Genomic DNA, 15,287 nt, shown 5'->3' with positions numbered 1-15,287 from the left:
GGGTAGCGAATTAAAATGTTGGACTGTACTTTGTTAAATGAGGAGGATTTTAGATGAAAATAAGTTATCACGGGCATTCAGTTGTCAAAATTCAAACAAATGGAAAAACGATATTAATTGACCCTTTTATTAATGGCAATGGGCAAACAGATTTAAAAGTGGCTGACGAAGCACCAGATATTATTTTACTTACACATGGGCATAATGATCATGTTGGAGATACAGTAGAATTAGCGAAGAAAAAAGATGCGTTAGTCATTGCGCCAAATGAACTGGCTAATTGGATTTCTTGGCAAGGTGTAAAAACACACCCAATGCATATAGGTGGAGCGAAGGAATTTGACTTCGGTAAAGTAAAATTTACACAAGCCTTTCATGGATCTTCTTATGTAACAGAAAATAACGAAATAATTTATATGGGCATGCCTGCTGGAATTTTATTATTTATTGAAGGATTAACGATTTATCATGCAGGCGATACGGCTCTTTTTGGTGATATGAAACTCATTGGTGAACGCCATCCGATTGATATTGCATTCTTACCTATTGGTGATAATTTTACAATGGGGCCAGAGGATGCAGCCTGCGCAGTTTCGTTTTTAAAGCCGAAAATTGTTGTACCGATTCATTACAATACATTCCCACCAATTGAGCAAGATCCACAAATTTTTGCAGATTTAGTGCAAAATACAGAAGTTCAAATTTTGAAAGCTGGAGAAAAAGTAAACTGTTTCTAATCGTTGGTAATGCTGTACTATATGAATTGACACCACGCTGGTAGTTGAAATGATGGGGAAAGTTAAACAATATCATCACTTTATATTAAATATTTTCTTAAAAAATATGGTACACTAAGAGCAGAATTGAAGCTTAGGAAATAGGTGATATTTTGTCTACAAAACATGAGAAAATTTTACAATACATCGAATCACTACCCGTGGGCGATAAAATTTCAGTACGTCAAATAGCAAAAGAAATGCAAGTGAGTGAAGGGACGGCTTATCGTGCCATAAAGGAAGCTGAAAATCGTCGCTTAGTAAGTTCTATTGAACGTGTTGGAACAATTCGTATTGAGAAAAAAAAGAAAGAAAATATTGAGCGCTTAACTTTTGCAGAAATTGTCAATATTGTAGATGGCCAAGTTTTAGGTGGAAAATCAGGTCTACATAAAACACTAACAAAGTTTGTTATCGGTGCTATGCAATTAGAGGACATGATGCGCTACACAGATGCAGGTAGCTTATTAATTGTTGGTAACCGTATTAAAGCGCACGAAAATGCCCTTCGCGCGGGTGCAGCTGTTTTAATCACTGGCGGTTTTGATACGACGGAAGATAATAAGTTGCTTGCAGATTCATTAGATTTACCAATCATTTCAACAAGCTACGATACGTTTACAGTAGCAACGATGATTAACCGGGCAATCTATGACCAATTAATCAAAAAAGATATTCTATTTATTGAAGACATCTATGTTCCAATGACTGACACTGCAGCATTAAAAAATGATGAAACAATTCATCATTTCCACAAGTTGAATGAACGTACGACCCATGGTGCATTTCCTGTTGTCACGCATCAAAATAAACTGGTCGGTATGATCACTGTAAAAGACGTCATTGGTCGTGAAGAAAATGAGCTTATTGAAAAAGTAATGACGAAAAATCCGATTGCAGGCTCCATGAAAATGAGTGTCGCTTCTGCAGGGCATCGAATGATTTGGGAGGGGATTGATCTCTTACCAATAGTAGATGATGATAATATTTTACAGGGTGTTATTAGCCGTCAAGATGTACTGAAGGCGTTGCAATTAGCACAAAGACAGCCACAGCATGGTGAAACGATTGATGATTTAGTGAAAAATGAAATGAAAGTACTAGGCGATGAAGAACTCATTGTTGAATTTAAAGTCACACCACAAATGACCAATCAATATGGGGCAATTTCATACGGAGCTTTTACAACTTTGCTTGCTGAGGTCGGCTCATTTGCATTAAAACGTCGAAAACGTGGAGATGCAGTGGCGGAGAATATGACTATTTACTTTATTAAACCAGTTCAAATGGAAAGTACGCTTACTGTTAAGCCTCGGATTTTAGACATGAGTCGTAAGTTTGTGAAAATGGATTTTGAAGTGTATAATCAACAAATACTTGTTGGTAAGGCAATGATGATGTTCCAACTATTAGAACGTTAAGTATTGAAAAGGGATGGCCTAGCGCAATTGCTTGGTCATCCCTTTGTTACATATATTATTGATTAATGCGGAATTCTTCCTCAACAAATTGTCCATAATGGCGTGCTTTTTTTATATTTTCTACAATAACTAAGATGCCGAGCGCGACAAGAATTGCTACAATAATAAATGTAAATAAGCCCGGGAATAAATAAGCTTGATTTAAAGCAAATGACAAAATTAAGGAACCTAAGCCGATGTTCGCCTTGCTTTTATACCAATTTTTGGCAATTGGTAATGGAGAACGGAACTGTTTTGTTTTAAAATAAAAATAAAAAACAAAAGATATGATTATCGCAAACACAAATATTAAATTGAGCATAGTAAACCTCCTAGCATAACTAGACATTATTGTAACGATAATTATGTAAAAATGCTAACGGTTCTTACTATCATTTTGGGGGAAATTATTGTGAAAAGACAAATCATCGACACAATTGAGGCCAATGAAACCATCATTATTCATCGTCATGTACGTCCAGATCCTGATGCTTATGGCTCACAGCAAGGTTTAAAAGAGATTATTTTAGCCAATTATCCTGAGAAAAAGGTTTTTGCTGTAGGGGAACATGATGCCTCGTTATCTTTTATGGCGCAGCCTGATGAAATAGCGGATGAAGTGTATGACAATGCATTAGTCATTGTCACAGACACTGCTAATACAGAACGTGTTGACGACCAACGCTACACAAAAGGGAAAATGGTGATAAAAATTGATCATCATCCAAATGATGATGCTTATGGTGATCTTTTATGGGTGGATACAACAGCAAGCTCTTGTAGTGAAATGATCTATGAATTATATGAAGAAGGCAAGGAAGTAGCAAACTGGAAACTTTCAGATGCTGCTGCACGCTTATTATTTGCAGGAATAGTAGGCGATACAGGTAGATTCCAATTCCCGAGTACAACAGCTAAAACATTTAAAGTTGCTGCGGACCTGATTACATATGATTTTGATCGAAATCAACTATTTGATGGCATGTACGAAATGGAGCAAAAGTTACTTAATTTACAAGGCTATATTTATCAAAACTTTACAATGGATGAGCATGGAGCTGCCTATGTGAAGCTAACAAAAGAATTACTAGCAGAGCATGATACTGTGCCATCTGAGGCCTCTTTATTAGTAGGCTGCCTTGGCAGTGTGAAAGATATATGCTCGTGGGTTGTTTTCATTGAAGAAGGGGATCAAATCCGTGTACGTTTACGTTCAAAGGGGCCCGTTATCAATACTTTAGCGAAAGAATTTAATGGTGGCGGACATCCGCTTGCTTCTGGTGCTACTGCCTATTCATGGGAAGAAGCAGACCTCGTTATTGCAAGATTAAAAGAGATTTGTAAAGCGTATCATTAACAAAGAAAAGGAAGGGATTCATTTGACACATGTATATACAAAGATGCATACGAGCGCGGATTTATTGAAAAGCACAATTCGGCTTGAGCAATTGATTCCTTTTTTACAAGAACAAAAGACACAAGCCTGTGCAATCGTTAATACGAAATTGTACGGGCTTTTGCCTTTTTGTAAAGCATTGCAGCAAGCAAATATCCATGCGGTCATTGGGCTTTCGGTTAACGTTCAATGGCGTGACAAAACCCTTCCCCTCGTCCTGTATGCGCAGACACAGGAAGGCTATCAACATTTATTAAAGATTAGTAGTGCGATTTCAATTAGACAAGATGATGTGCTGCCTTGGAAGTGGCTTGAGGGGTATTCAGCAGGCTGTATAGCTCTACTTTCTTCAGACGATTTAGCAGGTCTAGATGACTGGCAGGCAATGGTTTCTGCTTTGGTCCAGCTATTTAACCATCATTTCTATATGGGGATTGCTAGACCTGGAGGGATAAAGGCTGAACAGGAAGATGATATCGTTTTCTGGTGTGAAGAACAGGCCATTACACTTGTAGCCTCTCAAAGCTGTTATTTTTTGCGTCCAGAAGATCATTTTGCTTATGAAGTAGCAAGAGCAATTGATACAGGAGAAAAGCTTGGTACTACTATGCAAACAGCTGATGTACAGGGCTATTTTGCCCCAACAGCATACGAATGGCAACATTGGTTTGCTGATCGTCCAGATTGGCTTGATGCCAGTACGAAAATGCTCGCTTGCTGTAGAGCTGAAATACCAAAAATGCCTGTTCAAATGCCTAAATTTCCTGTACCTGAAGGGGAAACGGCTGAACGCTTGCTTGCTAAAGAAGCATTTACTGGATTAGAAGAGCGATTTAAGCAACTGGCAATACCTGTTGCTTATCATGAACGACTACAATATGAGCTTGAAATTATTTGTTCTATGGGCTTTGCGGACTATTTTTTAGTTGTGGCAGATTTCATGCGTTATGCTAAAGAAAATCGAATTTTGACGGGACCAGGACGTGGTTCCTCAGCAGGTTCCCTTGTGGCATATAGTCTTTCGATTACACAAGTAGATCCACTTGCCTATGGTTTATTATTCGAACGCTTTTTAAATCCTGAAAGAATCACCTTACCTGATATTGATATCGATTTTGTTGATAGTAAAAGACATCAAGTCATTCAGTATGTTGCCCAAAAATATGGTAAAGCAAATGTTGCGCAAATTATTACATTTGGAACATTGTCTGCAAAAGCAGTAGCCAGAGATGTTGCGCGGGTATTTGGCTTTGATGCAGAGATGCTAGAAAAAATTTCGAAGATGATTCCAAATAAGCCGGGAATTACATTACAAAGAGCTGTAGCTGAGTCACAGGTCTTTCAAGGCTGGCTAGCGGAGAATGATAAGCATATGCGTTGGTACGAGGTAGCGTTAAAATTGGAGGGGCTACCAAGAAATTCCTCTACACATGCAGCTGGTATTGTCATCGCTCCATCGCCTTTAGTGAATACTGTACCGATTGAAGAAGGGCATGATGGTATTTATAGTACGCAATGGCCAATGGGAGATATTGAAGCATGTGGTCTCGTTAAAATGGATTTTTTAGGCTTGCGCAATCTCACTATTTTAGAGCAAATACGTTGGTCAATTTATAAAGCCGGTGGCCCTTGGATAGAATTTGAAAGAATCCCTATGCATGATGACAAGACGTTTCAGCTATTACAAAGAGGGGATACGTTGGGGATCTTTCAATTAGAATCAGACGGTATGAAGCAAGCCTTACGTGATATCGGTCCTACGAGTTTTTTAGATATTGTTGCTGTAAATGCGCTTTATCGTCCAGGTCCAATGGATTTTATTCCTGTCTATGCAAAACGGAAAGCCGGCAGAGAAATGGTATCGATGCCACATCCAGTGCTAGAGCCTATTTTACAAGAGACCTTTGGTGTGATCGTTTATCAAGAACAAATTATAAAAATTGCATCAGTACTGGCTGGCTTTACTATGGGACAGGCAGATTTACTTCGCCGTGCAGTGAGTAAAAAAAATCGACAAGTTTTAGAGGAGCAACGTACTGCATTTGTTCATGGGGCGCTACGTCAAGGCTTTGACCAGCGTGTAGCTGAAGAGGTCTACGAATTGATCGTACGCTTTGCGGATTATGGTTTCCCTAAAAGTCATGCTGTGGCCTATAGTGTTATTTCCTATCAAATGGCTTATTTAAAGGCGCATTTCCCTCAAAGTTTTTATGCAGCGTTATTATCGAATGCAACGGGAAATATAGAAAAGATTCAACAACTTGTCCATGAGGCAAAAGATAAGGGCATCCCATTTTATCCACCTTCTTTAAAAAACAGTACGAAGTATTTTACTGTAGAAAATGAAGGCATTCGCTACAGCTTATCAGGAATTAAAGGTGTGCCTCATACATTTATAGAAAAAATGCATGGACTCCGTCAAACAAATCCAGAAGTATTAAATAACCTATTTGATCTGGCTGTTGCCTTAAGTGCGCAGCATTTTAAGCCAAAAGTGTTGGAATCATTGATATATGCTGGAGCGCTTGATTATCTAGAAAAGGATAGAGCAGTCCTCATCATGACAGTAGATGCAGCTTTGAAACACGCGGAACTTTTAAGGCCTACTGAAGATATCGATTTGGCATCAGCAATGGCATTTAGTTTTGGGAAGCCAAAATATATGCAGGCAGAAGCAATGTCCGAGAAGGAAAAATTGATGCATGAAAAAGAGAGCTTGGGCTTTTATATTTCTACCCATCCAGTCGCGCAGGAAAGACTATACTGGGCGGATATCAATTGTACTTGCCGAGAGTTAAAGCAGAAGCGTGATGGCTCCTCCATAAAAATGCTTGGTCTGATTGAAGAAGTGAAGAAAATCCGTACAAAAAAAGGTGAGCAAATGGCCTTCGTTCAGCTACAGGATGAGTTTGGTACGGTTTCTATTACATTTTTTCCACAAACTTTTCAATTGGTCCAAGACCTGCTGTTAGAGGAGGAAATGCTGTTGATTGATGGTGTTTTAGAAAGACGTTTTGGCAAGCCACAAATCAAAGTAAAACATGCGCAAACGACGAAAAAGATATAAAATAAAACAAGAATTTAGAAACTGCATTAAATTTTATGCAGTTTTTTCTTTACTTTTGAACAGTTATTTTGTAAGCTAGAGTCAACGTTAAAAAGTGGTCAGACCACTTTTTTGATAAGGGGAGTTAGTCGTATGGATAAAAAAACCGAACAAAAAAAAGTGTTTTTAGAAATCGTCCAACAACTACGTCAACTCATTAAAATGGAAAAAATTCAAGCAGGTGAGAAACTACCTTCAGAACGAGTTCTATCAGAGCGTCTAGGTGTCGGGCGATCCTCTGTGAGAGAGGCTTTGCGAAGCTTAGAGTTGCTAGGACTTATTGAAACGAGACATGGTGGTGGTACTTTTCTTGCGTCCACACATAAGCATCAGCTCGTAGAAATACTGTCGATGTTTATATTAGAAGATGAAAAATCAAAAAAAGATGTCGAATTGACGCGACAAATTCATGAAATGGAAGCAATTCGCGTAATAAGTTGTACAGAGACTCTTCGCACACTACCTGTGTGGGATAGTTTTTTTGTGAAACTAGAGATAGAAGGTACAATTAATTGTCGAGATATTTTACGAGAACTATTAATTACGACAGGTAATCGTCTTTCGTTAAAAATCTGGTTTCAATTAGCAGCTTATGATGGCGACCGTTTAAATCGAAACTCAACAGAAGATGAAAAATTAATCATTCAAACGATGTTGAAATCGATGCAGCTTGGTTACGAAAAAGAAGCATTAAAAGCTTATGAGCAGTGGATGAGTACTGTACAGAGCATTTAAACAACAACAAAGGGGGAGTCGAACATGGCAATACGTAGCTTATTTAGTGGTAATCGAAAAAAGAAAGAGGACGGGCAAGAAAAGGCATTTCCAGAAGGATTAATGACGAAATGTCCTGAATGTCGTCACATTCAATTAACAAAGGAATTAGAAAAAAATCATAAAGTATGTACAAAATGTAGTCATCATTTCAAAATGACAGCACAAGAGCGTGTGGCATATTTCTTAGATGAAGGTTCATTCGAATCCATGGATGATCATTTACAAACAAGTAATCCCCTTAATTTCCCAGCATATGTTGAAAAAATTTCAGCAGACCAAGAGAAAACAGGCTTGAACGAGGCTGTCCTAACAGGTGTTGGTACGTTAGATGGTGAAGAAATTGTCGTAGCGATTATGGATTCGCACTTCCGTATGGGGTCAATGGGCTCTGTTGTTGGTGAAAAAATTACAAGAGCAGTAGAAAAGGCTACAGAACTAGGTGTACCATTTATTATCTTTACCGCTAGTGGCGGTGCCCGTATGCAAGAGGGCGTATTATCGTTAATGCAAATGGCGAAAACTAGTGTGGCATTAAAACGCCACAGTGATCAAGGCTTATTATTCATTTCTATCCTAACACATCCAACAACAGGTGGAGTTTCCGCAAGCTTTGCTTCTGTTGGTGATATAAATATTGCAGAGCCACAGGCATTAATTGGCTTTGCAGGGCGTCGGGTAATTGAAGAAACGGTACGAGAAAAACTGCCAAGTGATTTCCAAACAGCAGAATTTTTATTAGAGCATGGTCAGCTTGATGCCATTTTCCATCGCAAGGATTTACGTAAACAAGTTTCTTTACTTGTAAAAATGCATACGAAAGGCGGCGTACAACATGTCTAAAAATTTAGCATTTGAAGAACCAGTCGTACAATTACGTGAGAAAATTGATGAATTAAAAACAATTGCTGCTGAAGCAGAAGTAGATATGTCTGGTGAAATCGAAAAGCTTGAAACACGTTTATCACAATTAGAGCAATCGATTTATGCCAATATGAAGCCGTGGGATCGTGTGCAAGTAGCAAGACATCCAGAAAGACCTACAACGCTTCAATATATTGAAGCAATGTGTGAAGATTTTATTGAATTACATGGTGATCGTACATTTGGTGATGATGCAGCCATTCTTGGTGGGATTGCCATTTTCGAAGGGCAACCAGTAACAATTATTGGACATCAACGTGGTAAGTCTACTAAGGAAAATATACGTCGTAATTTTGGTATGCCTCATCCAGAGGGGTATCGAAAAGCACTACGCTTGATGAAGCAAGCTGAAAAATTCAAACGACCAATTATTTGTTTTATTGATACAAAAGGTGCTTACCCAGGGAAAGCTGCTGAAGAACGTGGTCAAAGTGAAGCAATCGCTAGAAATCTTGTAGAGATGGCTGGCTTAACTGTACCTGTAATTAGTATCGTTATTGGTGAAGGAGGAAGTGGTGGTGCACTAGCATTAGGTGTAGCAAACCGTGTCTTTATGCTCGAAAACTCGACTTACTCTGTTATTTCGCCAGAAGGAGCAGCATCTATTTTATGGCGGGACGGTAGTCTGGCTAAGCAGGCAGCAGAAGCAATGCGTATCACAGCACCCGATTTGAAAGAACTTGGTGTAATTGATGGCATTATTCCTGAAATTATTGGTGGAGCACATCGCAATGTAGCAAAACAGGCCCTTTCTATTAAAGAATGCATTAGTGACACACTTCATGCATTAAATTCTTTAAATGGAGAACAATTAGTTGAAGATCGCTATGAAAAATTTAAAAAAATTGGACAGTATACAGAAGTGTAAATCTGTTTGTTAACAGATGATTGTTCTTTACCTTTACAGTGTATAAAAATCTAAAGCAATAAATTTGCTCGTTAAGAGACAAAATTTGTATCTTAACATATTAAAAAGCTATAAAAATTAAAGAAGATAATAGCGCATAATGAACGCCAGACTTCTTGAAAAAATGTTAGATTTAGGATGTTTTTAGGTGGAAAGAGTGTGTGAAAGCGCATTCTTTTCATTTTTTATGTAAAAGTTATGTTTTTGTATCCTCAGAACCCTTACATAGTTTGTTTTTTCATGTTAATGTGAATAATAATAGTAACTGCAGGAGGTTCGACAATGAAAAAAATTGCTGTATTAACTAGTGGTGGAGATGCGCCTGGAATGAACGCAGCTATTCGAGCGGTTGTTCGTAAGGCAGCATTTCATGGAATCGATGTTGTCGGAATTAAGCATGGTTATGAAGGCTTAGTAAAAGGTTATATGGAAGAACTTGATTTAGGTGCAGTTGGTGGTATTATTCAACGCGGTGGAACGCATTTGAATTCGGCAAGATGCCCAGAATTTAAAGAGGATGCTGTCCAGCAACGAGGAATTGAGAATTTACGAGCTGCTGGTATTGAAGGACTTGTTGTCATTGGTGGTGACGGGTCATATCGAGGAGCCATGGATTTAGTAAAAAAAGGCTTCCCTGTTGTAGGTGTGCCTGGGACAATCGACAATGATATTCCAGGAACGGAATATACGATCGGCTTTGATACAGCCCTAAATACAGTCGTAGAATCCATTGATAAAATCCGAGATACCGCTACATCGCATGAAAATTCATTCATTGTAGAGGTCATGGGACGTGATGCAGGAGATATCGCTTTATGGGCAGGTCTCGCTGCTGGTGCTGAAACTGTATTAATTCCAGAAGAAGATTATAATTTAGACGATATTGTCGCACGCTTAGATCGTGGTGCTGCACGTGGTAAAAAGCATAGTATTATTATTGTTGCAGAGGGCGTTATGTCAGGAAGTGAGCTGGCAAAACTGTTGAAAGAAAAGACTGGAAAAGAAACACGGGTTTCAGTGTTAGGTCATATTCAACGTGGTGGATCACCTACAGCAAGAGATCGTGTATTAGCAAGTCAGTTTGGCGCACATGCAGTTGAATTACTTATGGAAGGCAAAGCTGGTAGAGCGGTAGGTATTCGCAATCATCAAGTCATTGATTATGATATGCCAGAGGCTTTTGAAAAGAATCATGAGGCAGATGTAAGCCTTTATACACTAATGAAAGAACTATCAATATAATTTGTTATAAAACGGAGTGGGCAAAAATGAGAAAAACAAAAATCGTATGTACAATTGGACCTGCAAGTGAGTCACCAGAAACTTTAGAAAAATTAATCGAAGCAGGTATGAACGTTGCCCGCTTGAATTTTTCACATGGATCTCATGAAGAACATGCAGGGCGTATTCATTTAATTCGTGAAGTGGCACAAAAATTAAATAAACCAGTGGGAATTTTACTTGATACAAAGGGACCGGAAATTCGTACACACAACATGAAAAATGGCGAGCTTCATTTGTCAGCAGGTCAGGTAATTGATATTTCAATGACAGAGGTAGAAGGTACTGAGACGAGCTTCTCTGTTACTTATGAGCGCTTAATTGAAGACGTTGAGCAAAATTCGATTATTTTACTTGATGATGGATTAATTCAACTACGTGTATTAGCAACGGATATGGAAAAAGGATTAATTCATACCATTGTTGAGAATGCTGGCGTTCTAAAAAATAAAAAGGGTGTTAACGTACCAGGTGTTTCTGTACAACTACCAGGTATCACAGAAAAAGACGCACAAGATATTTTATTTGGTATCGAACAAGGTGTCGATTTTATTGCCGCTTCATTCGTTCGTCGTGCAAAAGATGTCCTTGAAATTCGTGAATTGCTTGAACAAAATGGTGGTAGTCATATTCATATCATCCCAAAAATTGAAAACCAAGAGGGTGTCGATAATATCGATGAAATCATCCTGGTATCTGACGGTTTAATGGTTGCTCGTGGAGATCTTGGTGTTGAAATTCCTGCAGAAGAAGTACCACTTGTACAAAAGAAATTAATTCTAAAATGTAATCAAGTTGGTAAACCGGTCATTACGGCAACACAAATGCTAGATTCCATGCAGCGTAACCCACGACCAACACGTGCAGAGGCAAGTGATGTAGCCAACGCAATTATTGATGGGACAGATGCGATTATGTTATCTGGTGAAACTGCAGCGGGTCTTTATCCAGTAGAATCAGTACAAACGATGAATAAAATTGCACAACGCACTGAAAATTCATTAGATTATAGATCAATTGTTTCTGCACGTAGTCGTGAGAAAGAAGCCAATATGACGGAGGCAATTTCTCAAGCAGTTGCTTATACTTCTATCAATTTAGGGGTGAAAGCCGTATTAGCACCAACTGAAAGTGGTAATACAGCGAGAATGATTGCAAAATATCGACCAGGAGTGCCAATTGTAGCCGTAACAGGCTCTACAAATACAGCTCATACATTAACACTTGTATGGGGCGTATACCCAATTGTGTGTCAACGCGTGACAACAACAGATGAAATTTTAGAACTAGCTGTGGATGAAAGCTTGAAGCATGGCTTTGTTACACACGGAGACGCTGTTGTCATTACAGCAGGTGTACCTGTAGGTGAAGCGGGTACAACAAACTTAATGAAAGTACACATTATTGGTGATTTACTTGCACGTGGACAAGGGATCGGAAAAGCATCAGTTGTTGGTAAAACAGTGGTTGCTAAAAATGCTGCTGAGGCACTTGCCTACGATACAGACGGATGCATCCTTGTAACAGTCGGTTCAGATCGTGATATGATGCCTGCTTTAGAAAATTGTGTTGGTCTAATTACTGAAGAAGGTGGGCTTACTAGCCATGCAGCAGTTGTAGGGTTAAGCCTAGGTATACCAGTTATCGTTGGTGTAAAAGAAGCAACTACATTAATTCGTCATGGTCAAGAAATTACAATGGATGCTGAAACAGGTGTTATTTACAAGGGGCATGCAAGTGTTCTTTAATTATTAACAAAAAAGCTCTAGTGCGGTTTGTTGTACTAGAGCTTTTTCATAAGGGTTGTACACACTATTTCTGGAAACTACTAATTTCTACCTTTAACAGAAGTTGCTTTCTCTTAGAATAGGTGTATTCATTTTTTTATGAAACTAATCGGGCTATAATAACGTATAAAAGGTATAGCTTTTCAAGTAGAAAGGAGAAAAATATGCGAAAAATTTTTCTTGGTTTCATTGTCTACGCATTAGCCGAATTGGCGTTATTAATAGTCATTGGACAAAATATTGGTGTTTTAAGTACATTATTGCTCATTATTGCTACGAGTGTTATTGGGATTTATGTCATGAAAAATAAAGGTATGAACTCTGTTCAAAATGTGAAAAATACATTAGCACGCGGAGAAGCACCAGGAGCTGCATTAGTGGATACTTTCTTAACTTTTGGTGGTGGTTTGCTTTTAGCGTTACCTGGATTTTTAACAGATGCCCTAGGTTTACTCCTACTCATGCCATTTTCTCGAAAAATGTTCCAACCCATTGTCTATTACTGGATGCGTAAAAAAATGAAAAAGGGCCAATTCATCATCGTTCAAAGATAGAGTTTTCCTTTAGTTTTACAGCTAGAAATAAAAAGATAGGGCTCAGTAATATACCATAAAAACCAAATAATAGAATAGAGGCAGCGCTGATAAAGAATGTATGGAACGTGCGTAGCTGAAGCGTATTGGACCAAAGCATCGAATCGGCTAGCTGCCTTGTTAATTGTACAAATAAATATAGTAGTAAAATGGCTACACATAAAAAGGTATTGCCATTGAAATAAAAATAAATGCTCATTGGCACAAGAAAAACGCCGATCCCGAAAAACGGTAGTACATCTGCAAATGCTACAATAAATGCTTTAATGATGGCTTGTTCAAATTGTAGGATCATAAACCCTGCACAAAGAATGAGTAGGGTAATCGTAAATAATTGAAACTCCACAAACAAGAAATAATGAAAAAGTTGCATGATTTTTGCAAAATGGGATTGCCACTCTTGACGATATTTTTTAGGCACATACTGAAAGAACCAATAGCGTGATTTACGTGTTTCTAGAAGCGCAAAGTAATAAGCGACCAAAAAGATGAAAACCTCAATGACATGCTTCATTAATAATTGGAAAAGATCTGCTGTATATACGAAGATGGAATCGAAAATGGACAGTGATTTTTCTTTTAAAACTTGTACAAACATGGATTCATATTCACTGAAAAGCGGGAAATTTTGTAATGTATCTCTAATTTCTGGGAAAATGACGATAATACTGTTAATAGATATGACAACTAGCAGAAAAATACATGTTAATATTAATACTTCCACAATAATGGCTGCAATCCAATACGCTATCCTACAATATTTATGTAAAAAATTTATGATAGGATACGTAGAAAATGATAAAAAAATCGCGAGTGACACAGGTAAAACAAACCAAAGTATGACTAAATAAAAAATAAACAGCAAAATACTTGTAGTTCTTTCGTATGAAAAATACTTTAAATTCCTCATTTTTACAAATTCACCCCAAACCAATTGATAAATTAATGTCAAAATATACAAAAAAATCTCTTTAGGACAATTATATAGTCGTTCGGACGTCTTTTTCTTTATTTGGAGGATTTTCATTCACAAAGCTGTCAAAAATGATTATAATAGCAATGTAAGCGATTTACTTAATGGTTCATATGAGCAAAATTCGTAAATGCAACATAAAAAACGCATTTGCAACAAAAAAATAAGTATGAGGGAGCGATAATTTATGTCAGCAACTAAAGGTTTAGAAGGTATCGTAGCAGCGGAATCTAAAATCAGTTCAATTATCGATGACACACTTACATATGTTGGTTACAACATTGATGATTTAGCAGAAAATGCGTCATTCGAAGAGGTAATTTACTTGTTATGGCATACTCGTTTACCAAAAGCGGACGAGCTAGCTGAACTAAAACAACAATTGGCAGACAACATGTCAATTCCGCAAGCGATTGTCGACCAATTTAAAACATACCCACTTTCAACTGTACATCCAATGGCTGCATTGCGTACTGCAGTATCTTTACTTGGTGTATTCGATGAAGAAGCGGATGTTATGGATCCAGAAGCAAACTACCGTAAAGCAATTCGTCTACAAGCTAAAATTGCAACAGTAGTAACTGCATTTGCACGTGTTCGTAAAGGTTTAGAGCCAGTTGCGCCAAAACCAGAATTAGGATATGCGGCAAACTTCTTATACATGCTAAAAGGTGAAGAGCCAGAAGCTATTGAAATTGAAGCATTTGACAAAGCATTAGTGTTACACGCTGACCATGAATTAAATGCATCTACATTTACAGCACGTGTATGTGTAGCTACATTATCTGACGTTTATTCAGGTGTAACTGCAGCGATCGGTGCATTAAAAGGACCACTTCACGGTGGAGCAAATGAGCAAGTTATGAAAATGTTAACTGAAATTGGCTCACTTGAAAATGTTGAATCTTATATTCAAAATAAATTAGACAACAAAGAAAAAATCATGGGCTTCGGTCACCGTGTATATCGTAAAGGCGACCCTCGTGCTCCGCATTTACGCGTTATGTCTAAAAAATTAACTGAACTAACTGGTAAACCAGAGCTTTACGAAATGTCAGTTAAAATCCATGACATGATCGTAGAACAAAAGAAATTGCCTGCAAACGTAGATTTCTTCTCTGCGTCAGTGTATGATTCTTTAGGTATTGATCATGACCTGTTCACACCAATTTTCGCAGTATCACGTACTTCAGGTTGGGTGGCACATATCCTTGAGCAATATGCTAATAACCGCCTAATCCGTCCACGTGCTGAGTATGTTGGACCAGGCATGCAAAAATATGTTCCAATCAGCGAGCGCTAATTTGGAA

The 15,287-nt window shown here is 38.0% G+C and carries 13 protein-coding genes; 11 read left to right on the top strand and 2 right to left on the bottom strand.

Annotated elements, in window-relative coordinates; all coding sequences use genetic code 11:
• The first annotated feature begins 53 nt into the window (after positions 1-53).
• Entirely contained in the window at positions 54-737 is a 684-nt protein-coding gene (locus MKZ14_RS16170; protein ID WP_016994815.1) for a metal-dependent hydrolase, read from the top strand.
• Between the two features lie 152 nt (positions 738-889).
• A complete protein-coding gene (locus MKZ14_RS16165; RefSeq protein ID WP_016994817.1) occupies positions 890-2,197 on the top strand; it encodes a DRTGG domain-containing protein in 1,308 nt (435 codons plus the stop codon).
• Between the two features lie 55 nt (positions 2,198-2,252).
• Here MKZ14_RS16165 and MKZ14_RS16160 read toward each other — a convergent pair whose 3' ends face one another.
• Positions 2,253-2,558, bottom strand: coding sequence for a YtpI family protein (locus tag MKZ14_RS16160; protein ID WP_036078350.1), 306 nt, complete (start codon positions 2,556-2,558; stop codon positions 2,253-2,255).
• Positions 2,559-2,648: 90 nt separating this feature from the next.
• Here MKZ14_RS16160 and MKZ14_RS16155 point away from each other — a divergent pair, with 90 nt between their 5' ends.
• From MKZ14_RS16155 to MKZ14_RS16120, 8 genes are all read left to right on the top strand, one after another.
• Complete coding sequence (locus MKZ14_RS16155) at positions 2,649-3,593, top strand: bifunctional oligoribonuclease/PAP phosphatase NrnA (RefSeq protein ID WP_026023552.1); 945 nt, start codon at positions 2,649-2,651, stop codon at positions 3,591-3,593.
• A gap of 22 nt (positions 3,594-3,615) precedes the next feature.
• Complete coding sequence (gene dnaE / locus MKZ14_RS16150; RefSeq protein WP_333005055.1) at positions 3,616-6,699, top strand: DNA polymerase III subunit alpha; 3,084 nt, start codon at positions 3,616-3,618, stop codon at positions 6,697-6,699.
• A gap of 132 nt (positions 6,700-6,831) precedes the next feature.
• The gene (locus tag MKZ14_RS16145; protein WP_036078346.1) at positions 6,832-7,473 is read left to right on the top strand and encodes a GntR family transcriptional regulator; all 642 of its coding nucleotides are present in this window, start codon (positions 6,832-6,834) and stop codon (positions 7,471-7,473) included.
• Positions 7,474-7,497: 24 nt separating this feature from the next.
• The gene (gene accD, locus MKZ14_RS16140) at positions 7,498-8,355 is read left to right on the top strand and encodes an acetyl-CoA carboxylase, carboxyltransferase subunit beta (RefSeq protein ID WP_016995344.1); all 858 of its coding nucleotides are present in this window, start codon (positions 7,498-7,500) and stop codon (positions 8,353-8,355) included.
• Positions 8,348-9,304 carry an acetyl-CoA carboxylase carboxyltransferase subunit alpha gene (locus MKZ14_RS16135; protein WP_004226227.1) on the top strand — a complete coding sequence of 319 codons (957 nt, stop codon included), beginning with the start codon at positions 8,348-8,350 and terminating at the stop codon, positions 9,302-9,304. Before accD ends, MKZ14_RS16135 begins: the two co-directional genes overlap by 8 nt.
• A gap of 321 nt (positions 9,305-9,625) precedes the next feature.
• On the top strand, positions 9,626-10,585 hold the full coding sequence (pfkA, locus tag MKZ14_RS16130) for a 6-phosphofructokinase (RefSeq protein WP_036078344.1): 960 nt from the start codon (positions 9,626-9,628) through the stop codon (positions 10,583-10,585).
• A 26-nt stretch (positions 10,586-10,611) separates the two neighbouring features.
• Complete coding sequence (gene pyk, locus MKZ14_RS16125; protein WP_016995426.1) at positions 10,612-12,372, top strand: pyruvate kinase; 1,761 nt, start codon at positions 10,612-10,614, stop codon at positions 12,370-12,372.
• A gap of 203 nt (positions 12,373-12,575) precedes the next feature.
• Positions 12,576-12,965 (top strand): FxsA family protein, encoded by a 390-nt coding sequence (locus MKZ14_RS16120; protein ID WP_016995427.1) that lies wholly within the window; start codon positions 12,576-12,578, stop codon positions 12,963-12,965.
• Here the strand turns inward: MKZ14_RS16120 and MKZ14_RS16115 are convergent.
• Complete coding sequence (locus MKZ14_RS16115) at positions 12,949-13,914, bottom strand: AI-2E family transporter (RefSeq protein ID WP_176408499.1); 966 nt, start codon at positions 13,912-13,914, stop codon at positions 12,949-12,951. The genes MKZ14_RS16120 and MKZ14_RS16115 overlap by 17 nt on opposite strands.
• Positions 13,915-14,164: 250 nt before the next feature.
• Between MKZ14_RS16115 and citZ the strand changes: the two genes are divergently transcribed.
• A complete protein-coding gene (gene citZ, locus MKZ14_RS16110) occupies positions 14,165-15,280 on the top strand; it encodes a citrate synthase (RefSeq protein WP_016995478.1) in 1,116 nt (371 codons plus the stop codon).
• The last annotated feature ends 7 nt before the right edge of the window (positions 15,281-15,287 follow it).

Origin of the sequence: Lysinibacillus sp. FSL P2-0066 (assembly GCF_037969495.1) — a bacterium.
Lineage (GTDB): Bacteria > Bacillota > Bacilli > Bacillales_A > Planococcaceae > Lysinibacillus > Lysinibacillus boronitolerans.
Note: the sequence above shows the minus strand (reverse complement) of the source record. Positions and strands in the feature narration are given on the sequence as shown.